Raw genomic sequence first — 9,682 nt, forward strand, 5'->3', positions numbered from 1 at the left:
CTCCCTTTAGAATCCTGAGACAGCCATAACTCCGGAGGCGCCCAGAAGGGCGAAACCGAGAGGCCGGCTCATCCAGCGCCCGATGTCGGGCAGCTTTTCAAGTGTCATTATCAGTGTTGCGAGGCCCATAAAGGCGAGGCTCATCACGCCCCCGACAAAGGCCAGGAGCATCAGTGCCCAGCAGCATCCAAGGCAGGTCGCACCAAGGCGAAGGCCCATTTTTAGGGGGCTTTCGCCCCAGTACTGCATAAAGAATGTCAGGGGTGCGCGGCACTTGCTGAGGCAAGCTTCTTTCAATTCGGAAAATTGGTAACCGCCGGCGATTGCTAAAAGAGCGACCGACAGCCAAATGGAACGACTGTCGCCAAAGCCACTGACCAGATCAAAGTGGAAGAGCGCCATTTGTAGACCTGCCGCAATAAAGGCAAAGCCAGCCCAAACAACGATGAAGCCCGATGCGAGCCCATAAAAGCTTGTCTCAGCAGATGTCTGCTTCAGGTCGTCGTAGGCGGCGAAGGCAGGAAGCACGGTTGGTAACATCATGGCGGTGGACATCAATAGCCACATCAGTGCGACCCGGCCATAGCCTGCAAGGTCGGGCGTGATGGTGCAAAGCGCAATCCAAAACTCGGCACCGAACAGCCGCGACGCCTCGCGAAGTTCGGGCGGGATCGCCATAGTGTACAGCGTGGCCCAAGACGCTAGGATTGCGCCAAAGAGCATTAACCAATGCGTCCCAATCATGGATCGAATGCGATCTGCGAACAAAGCCGTCTCCGAGTCAGCGGTTGCAAATTAAATGTCAGACTTTTAAATGTCTGACAAATGAAAATCGATCCTGACAGCAGCGCAGGCCTATCAGCCCAGATCGCGACGGCCATTCGTGACGCCATTATCTCTGGCGCACTTATCGTCGATGAGCGCCTTCCCTCTGAAGCGGAGCTTGCAGATCAGTTTGATGTTTCGCGACCAACAATCCGCGAAGCCTTAAAGCGTTTGGCGGCACAATCATTGATCCGAACTCAGCGTGGTGCGTTCGGAGGTGCTTTTGTGCGGCATTTGTCTTACGCAGATGCAAGGGAGCAGTTGGTCACGACGTCCACACTTCTTCTCAGCATGAACGACATCAGCTTTGACACGGCGTGCGAGGCCCGGTTCGCGCTGGAGCGCGCCTGTGCGCCGATGACCGCAGCGCGCCGCAAACCTGAGCAACTGGCGATCATGCGCAATGAAATCGCCCGTCAAGGCGACCCCGATCTGACCGACGAGGCGTTCTGTGCTTCCGACGTTGCGTTTCATCGTGCATTGGTCGATGGCGCTCAAAACCCTGTTTTGTCTTACCAGCTTTCCGGCTCCATCGAGGCCATGCAACCTTTGATGAATATGATCACCTTTACAGCGCGGTCCCGAGCGGAGATCGTTCAGATCCACACCGATATTTTGGTTGCCCTAAAGGATCGCGATGCCGAGCTTGCCATGACCATCCTTGAGCGACTTGAAGGCGTTACGAAACGGCTGGCGCACTCAGTAATGGATGCAAAAGTTTTGGCACACGAAGACAAAGCGCGCGCGGACACCTCGCATGTCAGTCGAAATAGGAGCTGAATGCGTTGCTGTGCAGACATCTGTGACGTGGTGACTTCGCTCCTAGCACAAGGTTAGAACGACATGGCTCTTGAGATTGATCCTTCCGACTTCAAAAATCTGGCTGTCTCTGTGCAAGACGAGGGCGTTTGTACAGTAACGTTGAACCGTCCGGCAAAGCGCAATGCTTTGGATATCGATACTATTGAAGAACTTATTCAATTCTTCTCACGAGCGCCGCGCGCAGGTGTGCGGGCCGTGGTTTTGGCTGGCGCCGGGGATCATTTTTGTGCCGGTCTCGATCTGATTGAGCACCACAATGCTGACCGGAGCCCTGCTGATTTCATGCATGTCTGCATGCGGTGGCATGAAGCCTTCAATAAGATGGAATACGGCGGCGTGCCAATTATTGCTGCGCTGCAAGGCGCGGTTGTTGGCGGTGGTCTGGAACTTGCAAGTGCGGCACATGTTCGTGTGATGGATGAAACCGCCTATGTTGCTCTTCCCGAAGGACAGAGGGGATTGTTCACCGGGGGTGGCGCCACGATCCGGGTGACCGACTTGGTAGGAAAAGCACGGACAATTGACATGATGCTCACCGGGCGGGTCTACCGCGGGCAAGAGGCTATAAACCTTGGCTTCGCGCAGTATCTCGTCGCGGGATCAAGTCATGATGTCGCTTTAGAACTCGCGAGAAAGGCAGCTGAAAATTTGCCTTTGTCGAACTTCGCAATTTGTTCTGCTGTGAGTCATATGCAAAATATGTCGGCCTTTGACGCCGCCTATGCCGAAGCTGTTTTGGCCGGTGTCGTGAACACGCAGCCCGAATCGCGTGCTCGCCTTGCAGCCTTCGCCGACAAGACGGCTGCACGGGTGCGACCCAAGGCTTGATTGCTTTAAAAGCCGAAAATGCTGGCATCTTGAAGGAGCGGACGCGCCCATCAGGCGGGCCAACTGCAACACAATGACCGATTCTGTGGATGCGAAGAAAGTCAACATTGATTGACCGAAAATCGCAGCCTCCCGGGGGAACTGTTGAGAGTCTTGCAAGAGAAGTGATACGGCGCCTAACCGAGCGCGATACAGAGTTTTCTGCCAAAGCCCCGACAGAGCAACAGATCGCACATCTTAGCCACGCATTATTGTCAAATCACGATCATGCCGGTGCGAGCTTCATTCAAGGGCATTGCCAAGTTGTTGGCCGCATGTCGTAGGGTGTTGCTGGTCTGTAAATTACGCCACCATCTCGATGGTGTATTCTGCCCAGAGGCTGAACGCGTCAGCTCGGGCGTGGCGGTATGAGTTTGCGGTGAGTTGAAATCGGCGGGGACGGAAAATCAGGTTGATCTGATCGTGAGCGGACAGAAATCTCTGAGCCTGCCGATGTGACTTGAACCGGCCGAATACCTTCTCGCGCTTGCGGGGAGGCCTGTGTGATCCTTCGATGGGGTTATTCAATCCCTTGTGGGCGCGGTGGTCAGCGTCCGACGCCACTGTTTTGATCGGCTTGAAATAGCTGCGCAACTTGTCGGTGATCACGACCCTCGGCTCGCCGAAACACTCGCGCAGCGAAACGCTTTTTTGCGCAAGCTATTCAAGCAATACAGGTGGCCGCGCGGTGTGATCACCGACAAGCTCGGCAGCTAACGTGCGGCTTTGAAAAGCCTCGCGCCCGGCATCGACCACCGCAGGCATAAGGGCTTAAACAACAGATCTGAAGGCTCGCATCGAACGACGCGGCGCCGAGAAAAGATCATGGCCTACTTCAATTTGCCCGGCCAAGCACAGCTCTCTTTGTCTGCCCACGATCAAGTCCAAACCGTATTTCGCCCTCGTCGCCACAAACTATCCGCCCCTGCCTATCGACACTCTCGCTCAGATGCTCACAGCATTTGGGACGACATCACGTGTGAGGTGAAGGCCGCTTGACCAGGGGTGCGGGGCTCCTTTTCGGCAAGAGCCGATAAGTTGACGATGCCGTTCAGCTCACGTCCCATCCACCGCGATCTGCACCCGCCTCATGACAGTGCCGGGCGTCGGCCCGATAACCGCATTGGCGTTTGCAGCGGCCATCGATGATCCGGCGCGTTTTAAGCGCTCGCGAGATGTTGGACCCTATCTCAGGCTGGTCCCCAAACGCCACCAGTCCGGCGAGGTGGATTACAGCGGCAGCATCTCAAAACGCGGGGACGTGCGGGTCCGAACGCTGCTTTATGAAGCCGCAAATGTGATGCTCACGCGATATGCAGCGCCGCTGAAGCTCAAGTCATGGGCTCTCGCCATCGGCCGACGCTCAACTATGAGAAAGGCGCGGGTCGCGCTGGCAAGGCGGCTCGCGATCATCCTGCATGCGATGATGCGCGATCAGACTGACTTCCAGACCGCATGACCAGAAACTGAACAACAACAGAGGATTCCTACATCACAGTTCCCATGCGGGACGACGCCCGAGGGAGAGCGTGGAACATGGCGGCTATTGTGTAGCGACAGTCAAACAACCAACTGATCGCGGTTTCAACATTGCCACTCCACACCCAGCCAACCCCATCATGAGCCAGCGCGCTCGAAGAGAACCAAGGCAACCTCAGACGCCAAACAGCCCGCAAAGCGGGATAGCATGTTGACAGATTAGAGAACAGAATAGGCTCGAAGCTGCCGTTCGCTGCGTATGCCTTCAATGTCCTTCCCGCTCTATTGGCATGATTTGGCGCAAATCCAAGCCATTGGCGCGAAAGCTTGAGAAAATTGCCGAGATAGTTTGGTTGGAAGGCAATAGGCAGCGCGTCGTTTAATCCACTATATGAACTGTCGTCGGATTGCCTATGTTACATCCAATTTGAAGCACAGGTTTAAAGGGGGCATTTTTTGATGACTGAGCACCGAGATCTGGAAACGCGTATCGCAATGGGGCGGGGTGACCTGCCCGCTGATCTGGTTCTGAAAGGTGGGCAGGTGTTCGATTTGGTCACTGGTGAAATGCTGACTGGAGACGTGGCAATTGCGGGTGAGACAATTGTGGGGACCGGGGCGCAGTACGACGGAACGCATGAAATTGATGTGAGCGGTCGGGTTCTTGTCCCCGGCTTTATCGATACGCATCTCCACATCGAAAGCTCGCTGATCACCCCCCTTGAGTTTGACCGCTGCGTGACGCCCCGAGGTGTTACAACTGCCATTTGCGACCCCCACGAGATTGCGAATGTGATTGGCTCGGAGGGTATTCGGTATTTCCAAACCGCATCTGAGCACACGTTGATGGATGTACGTGTGCAATTATCGTCGTGTGTCCCGTCAACTGAAATGGAGACTGCTGGCGCGCGGCTTGATGCGGAGGATATCGCGGCTCTTCGCGGTCATGCATCGGGTATTGGGCTCGCTGAATTTATGAATTACCCGGGCGTAATCCATCGGGATCCGGTGGCAATGGATAAGCTCCGCTTGTTCGAGGGCGGTCACATCGACGGCCATTGCCCGTTGTTATCCGGACGAGATCTGAACGCCTACGTGGCGGCGGGCATTCGAACCGAGCACGAGGCTACAAGCGCGGCGGAAGCGAAAGAGAAGTTGCAAAAGGGAATGCGGGTTCTGATCCGCGAAGGGTCGGTATCCAAGGACCTTCATGCGCTTCAACCGCTTCTGACGGAACGCACTGCGCCCTATATGTGCCTTTGTACCGATGATCGAAACCCGCTTGATATCGCAGAGCATGGCCATCTCGACTACATGATCCGCACGTTGATAGCGCTGGGCACTCCTGCGCTTGCGGCCTATCGCGCTGCAAGTCTGTCGGCCGCCGAGGCCTTCGGGTTGAAGGACAGAGGTTTGATTGCGCCGGGGTTGCGCGCTGACATTGTTGTTCTGGACAGTCTGGAAAGCTGTCGCGCGACGATGGTCTTTTGTGCCGGGCGCCTCGCAAATGCCGAAGCATTCGGCGAGCGTGACACGGTGCCAATTGTCGGACGTAACTCCGTGAAGGCACCCACTGTCGCACCCGCAGATTTTCGAGCTTCGGGTAATCGTGAACAGACGGATGTCATCGGCATCTTGGAAGGTAAGATCTTGACCGAGCATCTGACTGAAACCATTGCGATCACCGATGGGGACAAACGTCCCGATCCGAAACGCGATCTTGTGCGCATAGCCGTCATCGAACGGCACGGAAAAAATGGCAATATTGCTACGGGTTTTGTCCGCGGGTTTGGAATGAAATCCGGCGCCATTGCATCTACAGTGTGCCACGATCACCACAATATCGCCTGCGTCGGCGTTGACTACGCCGATATGGCACTGGCTTCGAACAGATTGAGCGCGTTGGAAGGCGGTTTCGTAGTTGTGCAAGATGGCGTGGTTCTTGCCGAACTTGCACTTCCGGTTGCTGGTTTGATGAGTTTGGACCCTTTCGAGAGTGTGCAAGATCAATTGGGTGCGCTTCGCGATGCTGCCAAAACGCTGGGTGTGATCTTGGAAGAGCCGTTCTTGCAGCTTGCGTTTCTTGCTCTGCCCGTGATTCCGGCGCTAAAAATTACGGATCGAGGCATGGTCGACGTGAACAAGTTCGAAATCATTTCTTGATTTTGTATCCGTGCTTGCGAACTTTTTTTAACCAAGATTACGCAGAGGTTTCCCTGGGGCTCCGCATCAAGCGTCACGGCCTCTTATTCGGGGAGTTCTTGCGTGCCACACCTGGTTATGGATCAGGTCCTCGATCGCGATAGCTTGTCCATGGGATGGCAATCGGTGCGAACCATCAACATCAATTGCCCTCCTGCACAATAACGGAGAACATTCCAATGATGCGTCTGGTACAGGAGCGGCCAGACGCTTTTGTCTTTCCAGTCGCCTAATGCAAAGCGGGGTGCCTTTGGGAAATTGCGGACGCTTTTAGCGTTCTAGCGATAGCGGCGCAGTGTTTCTCCAGGCTCAAGCTTGGGTGTAAGCTCGACCCGTTGTCCGCGTTCGGTTATCGTCCCATCGCTGCGGCCAGCAATGATCCGCGCCGCCTCGCGACCGATTTCTATACGCCCTGCGTCCATCGTCGCGAGCTTACGCGGCAGGCCATCCAATAGCTCGACTCCATTGAACCCCGCAAGGCCAATACTGCCGGGAACATCAATGCCGTGATCGAGACAATACAAAAGACCGCCTGCTCCGATCATGTCATTTGAATAGTAAAGAAAGTCGAGTTTTTCCGAGCGTTTAAGGATGGTTTCGGTCATTTCCCGGCCCTTCGCTAGCCCTGACCCACCAGAATAGAACTCCTGATCCATCACCTCGATGCCCTCTTTGGCAAGCGCTTCGGTAAACCCCTCAAACCGCTTACGCGCGCGGTGATCGAGGGGCATCTTCGTGCCTAGGAAGCCGATATTTTCGTAGCCGGATTTTACAATGGCGCGGGCCATTTCCCGTCCCGCGCGTCGGTGACTGATCCCGACTACCGCGTCGATCGGCTCGCCGTCGACATCCATGATTTCGACGACCGGCACACCGGCCGCGCGCAACATGGCCCGCGACGCATCGGAGTGTTCAAGTCCCGCGATAATGACGCCCGAAGGCCGCCAAGACAGCATTTCAAACAGCACTTCTTCTTCTTTTTCCGGCATATAGTTAGTGACGCCAACAACAGGCTGAAGGGGCGTGTCGTCGAGCACCTCGGAAATGCCTGTCATTACTTCAGGAAACACCATGTTGGACAGGCTTGGGATGATCACGGCGACAAGGTTTACACGGCTTGAGGCCAAGGCCCCCGCGATCTTGTTGGGCACATACCCTAATGTTTTCGCGGCTTTCAGAACCTTCTCGCGCGTGGCCGAAGATACATCTCCACGATTGCGCAAGACGCGGCTTACGGTCATTTCGCTGACGCCTGAGGCTTCAGAGACATCGCGGAGCGTCAGGGGGCGTCTAGGTGGGATTTCAATCTCATCTGACATGGGAATAATTTTCTTGTCTGTCATGGATTTAACTCACGGTACCTGCGCCGGCGCACAGCGATCGACATTGCGTTTCTATCGCTAAACTCTCTGATCTGGCGTGATTTGTCACGCGGCCATTTCAGCGACAAGGGACTTGAAGTGCAACGTTGGAATCGGGAGAAGGGGACGTGGCCCCGTGGCTCAACTGGATAGAGCAGCCCCCTCCTAAGGGGCAGGTTATTGGTTCGAATCCAATCGGGGTCACCAAAAACACCTTTAAAATATGGCTTATTTACTGGGCTTTGTGTCCGAGCTTGCGGAAACTCCCGAAGGAATGCGGACCGAATTCTGCTGAAATGGCGGAAATCTCGTACAAAACGTGTACAAAATCTGCATGTCTTTGCGCATCCTGAGGCCTTCCAATGAGCTGGCGGGTGGCAAACACATGCGCGGAACGGAAGTTCGGCAGCGCAACACGCAAGCAGATCATCATGTTCTTGGCCGACAAAGCGAGCGATGACGGTTCAGGCATCTGGTGTTCAAAGGGTACGATTCAGCGGCATACCGAGCTGGGCGAGACAACAGTCAAGCGAACCGTGCGCGAGTTCTTGAAGGAAGGCGTCCTAGTTGAGACAGGTGCGCGCACCTGTAAGAACGGCTTCACCGTCGTTTGCCGGATCGATCTGACCATGGTCGAGGCGCTGGAGCCGACGCTTGAACCCGAAATTGAGACGGGGTCCACAGTGGCCCCCGTTCAGACTGGCCCCGGTACGGGGGCCACTGTGGCCGGGGTACCGGGGCCACCACGGCCCCCAAACCATCCTAAAACCATCCATAAACCACCTACGCGCAAGCACGAGGCGGCGGAGGATTTAGAAGCTGAGAAGATTTTGGCAGCGTACCCGCCCGACCGACTGCGCGGCAAAGCCGCCTGCCTTGCCCAGATCGAAGAGGCCATGAAGGAAGGGATTGAACCGGAGGACCTATTGCAGGCCGTCCAAGCTTACGCCACCGACAGCGCAGGCTTCACCCGCTCCAAGGTCTGCTTTTCTGACACCTGGTTTCAGTCGCGGCGCTGGCAAGGATACATCGAGGATATCCGCGTCAAGCAGGAGGAAGCCCAAGCTGCAAGCGCAGATCACCATGCGCGGCTGGCCTGCTGGATCAGTGATCGCAGCCCCATGTGCAAACACATCACGGCCCCGCAAGTGACGGCGTTGCTTGCCTCAAAGTTGGTGACGCAGGCCCAAATCCAAGCTGCAGGCCTCGGATCATGACCGCAACCGATCCAACAGAATAGCAAACAGCAAGGCGACCCATGTCATACGCTGGCGCTGCTGACACGGGACCTTGCGAGGGGCGGCAAGCCTCCCCTTCGAACCCCATCGCCGCAGGCTGTGCCCGCACCAAAGAGCCGCTGACCGAGACCTTCGTCTTCCGGTGCACAGCGGCAGAGAAGGCCCAGTTGCGCGCCAAGGCCGAGGCTGCTGGCCTGCCCGCTGCGACCCTCCTGCGTGAAGCGCTTGGCCTGACCGCAGCGCGTCGTCGCAAGCCCATCCCTCGCGTTGACCCTGCGCTGGTGCTGGCCGTCGGGCGCATCGGCGGCAATCTCAACCAGATCGCTCGTTGGCTGAACCGCGCCATGCGAACAGACCGCACCGACCCTGATGCGCTCACAGTCGCCGGCCGCCTACTGACCATCGAACGCCAGCTTGCACAGATCGTCGAGGCCGCACGCCGATGCTGATCAAGTTCTTCCGGAACGGCAAAGGTGCGGGCGCGGGTCCGATCGGCTACCTCGTGGCGGACAAAGTGCTGGCCTATGACGGCAACCGCGACCCGATCCGCGACGCAGACGGCCAGCCGATGACGGTCACGCGTGAGCCTTTGCCTGAGGTGTTGCGCGGCAGTCCCGAGCGCACCGAAGCTCTGATCGACGCCAGCCGCCACCAGTGGACCCACCGCGCGTGTCAACGCCGGAGTAATTTTCCCCAAAAGTGCCGGAGTAAAATTCCCCACTTTGGCGGTTTCGGTTGTCAGCCGTTGATGTGACTTGCGGCTCCATTTTTTGGTGGGCGGCCACGTCGCTTAGGCGCGGGCGGGGGTGTTATGGGGGCGTTTGTGCGGGCGTGCTCGGGGATCAGGTCTGAGTGGGCGCGCAGCCGGTAGCTTGCCCCTTCGATCTG

General features: G+C 56.7%; 8 protein-coding genes, 1 tRNA gene and 2 pseudogenes. 8 read left to right on the forward strand and 3 right to left on the reverse strand.

Features of this window, described 5'->3' with window-relative positions; translation table 11 throughout:
* Positions 1-6: 6 nt before the first annotated feature.
* Positions 7-744 (reverse strand): DUF2182 domain-containing protein, encoded by a 738-nt coding sequence (locus Q1B15_RS22115; RefSeq protein WP_299758160.1) that lies wholly within the window; start codon positions 742-744, stop codon positions 7-9.
* Between the two features lie 81 nt (positions 745-825).
* On the opposite strand from Q1B15_RS22115, the gene Q1B15_RS22120 reads away from it, so the two are divergent.
* Positions 826-1,605 carry an FCD domain-containing protein gene (locus Q1B15_RS22120; RefSeq protein ID WP_299758141.1) on the forward strand — a complete coding sequence of 260 codons (780 nt, stop codon included), beginning with the start codon at positions 826-828 and terminating at the stop codon, positions 1,603-1,605.
* Between the two features lie 63 nt (positions 1,606-1,668).
* Positions 1,669-2,475: a crotonase/enoyl-CoA hydratase family protein gene (locus Q1B15_RS22125; protein ID WP_299758144.1), complete on the forward strand. Its 807-nt coding sequence runs from the start codon at positions 1,669-1,671 to the stop codon at positions 2,473-2,475.
* Between the two features lie 342 nt (positions 2,476-2,817).
* On the opposite strand, the pseudogene Q1B15_RS22130 reads toward Q1B15_RS22125, so the two are convergent.
* A pseudogene (locus tag Q1B15_RS22130) lies at positions 2,818-3,141 on the reverse strand (DDE-type integrase/transposase/recombinase); the annotation flags it as partial.
* Between the two features lie 457 nt (positions 3,142-3,598).
* On the opposite strand from Q1B15_RS22130, the pseudogene Q1B15_RS22135 reads away from it, so the two are divergent.
* Together Q1B15_RS22135 and ade are read left to right on the forward strand one after the other, a co-directional pair.
* Positions 3,599-3,973: pseudogene (locus Q1B15_RS22135) on the forward strand (transposase); the annotation flags it as partial.
* A gap of 479 nt (positions 3,974-4,452) precedes the next feature.
* Positions 4,453-6,156, forward strand: a complete 1,704-nt coding sequence (ade, locus tag Q1B15_RS22140; protein ID WP_299758146.1) for an adenine deaminase — start codon at positions 4,453-4,455, stop codon at positions 6,154-6,156.
* Positions 6,157-6,473: 317 nt separating this feature from the next.
* Here the strand turns inward: ade and Q1B15_RS22145 are convergent, their stop codons facing one another.
* Positions 6,474-7,514, reverse strand: coding sequence for a LacI family DNA-binding transcriptional regulator (locus Q1B15_RS22145; protein WP_299758163.1), 1,041 nt, complete (start codon positions 7,512-7,514; stop codon positions 6,474-6,476).
* A 172-nt stretch (positions 7,515-7,686) separates the two neighbouring features.
* On the opposite strand from Q1B15_RS22145, the gene Q1B15_RS22150 reads away from it, so the two are divergent.
* The 4 genes from Q1B15_RS22150 (at position 7,687) to Q1B15_RS22165 (ending at position 9,548) form a co-directional block, all read left to right on the forward strand.
* Positions 7,687-7,763, forward strand: a tRNA-Arg gene (locus Q1B15_RS22150).
* Between the two features lie 167 nt (positions 7,764-7,930).
* On the forward strand, positions 7,931-8,773 hold the full coding sequence (locus tag Q1B15_RS22155; RefSeq protein ID WP_299758149.1) for a hypothetical protein: 843 nt from the start codon (positions 7,931-7,933) through the stop codon (positions 8,771-8,773).
* Between the two features lie 41 nt (positions 8,774-8,814).
* On the forward strand, positions 8,815-9,243 hold the full coding sequence (gene mobC / locus Q1B15_RS22160) for a plasmid mobilization relaxosome protein MobC (RefSeq protein WP_299758151.1): 429 nt from the start codon (positions 8,815-8,817) through the stop codon (positions 9,241-9,243).
* Entirely contained in the window at positions 9,237-9,548 is a 312-nt protein-coding gene (locus Q1B15_RS22165) for a hypothetical protein (protein ID WP_299758154.1), read from the forward strand. The genes mobC and Q1B15_RS22165 overlap by 7 nt, the downstream gene beginning before the upstream one ends.
* Positions 9,549-9,682 lie beyond the last annotated feature (134 nt).

Origin of the sequence: uncultured Boseongicola sp. (genome assembly GCF_937988555.1) — a bacterium.
Taxonomy (GTDB): domain Bacteria; phylum Pseudomonadota; class Alphaproteobacteria; order Rhodobacterales; family Rhodobacteraceae; genus Boseongicola.

Coding starts and splice junctions, on each gene's coding strand:
- ade (WP_299758146.1), top strand. CDS start 4,453: ATGACTGAGCACCGAGATCTGGAAACGCGTATCGCAATGGGGCGGGGT.
- Q1B15_RS22165 (WP_299758154.1), top strand. CDS start 9,237: ATGCTGATCAAGTTCTTCCGGAACGGCAAAGGTGCGGGCGCGGGTCCG.
- mobC (WP_299758151.1), top strand. CDS start 8,815: ATGTCATACGCTGGCGCTGCTGACACGGGACCTTGCGAGGGGCGGCAA.
- Q1B15_RS22115 (WP_299758160.1), bottom strand. CDS start 744: ATGATTGGGACGCATTGGTTAATGCTCTTTGGCGCAATCCTAGCGTCT.
- Q1B15_RS22125 (WP_299758144.1), top strand. CDS start 1,669: ATGGCTCTTGAGATTGATCCTTCCGACTTCAAAAATCTGGCTGTCTCT.
- Q1B15_RS22120 (WP_299758141.1), top strand. CDS start 826: ATGAAAATCGATCCTGACAGCAGCGCAGGCCTATCAGCCCAGATCGCG.
- Q1B15_RS22145 (WP_299758163.1), bottom strand. CDS start 7,514: ATGTCAGATGAGATTGAAATCCCACCTAGACGCCCCCTGACGCTCCGC.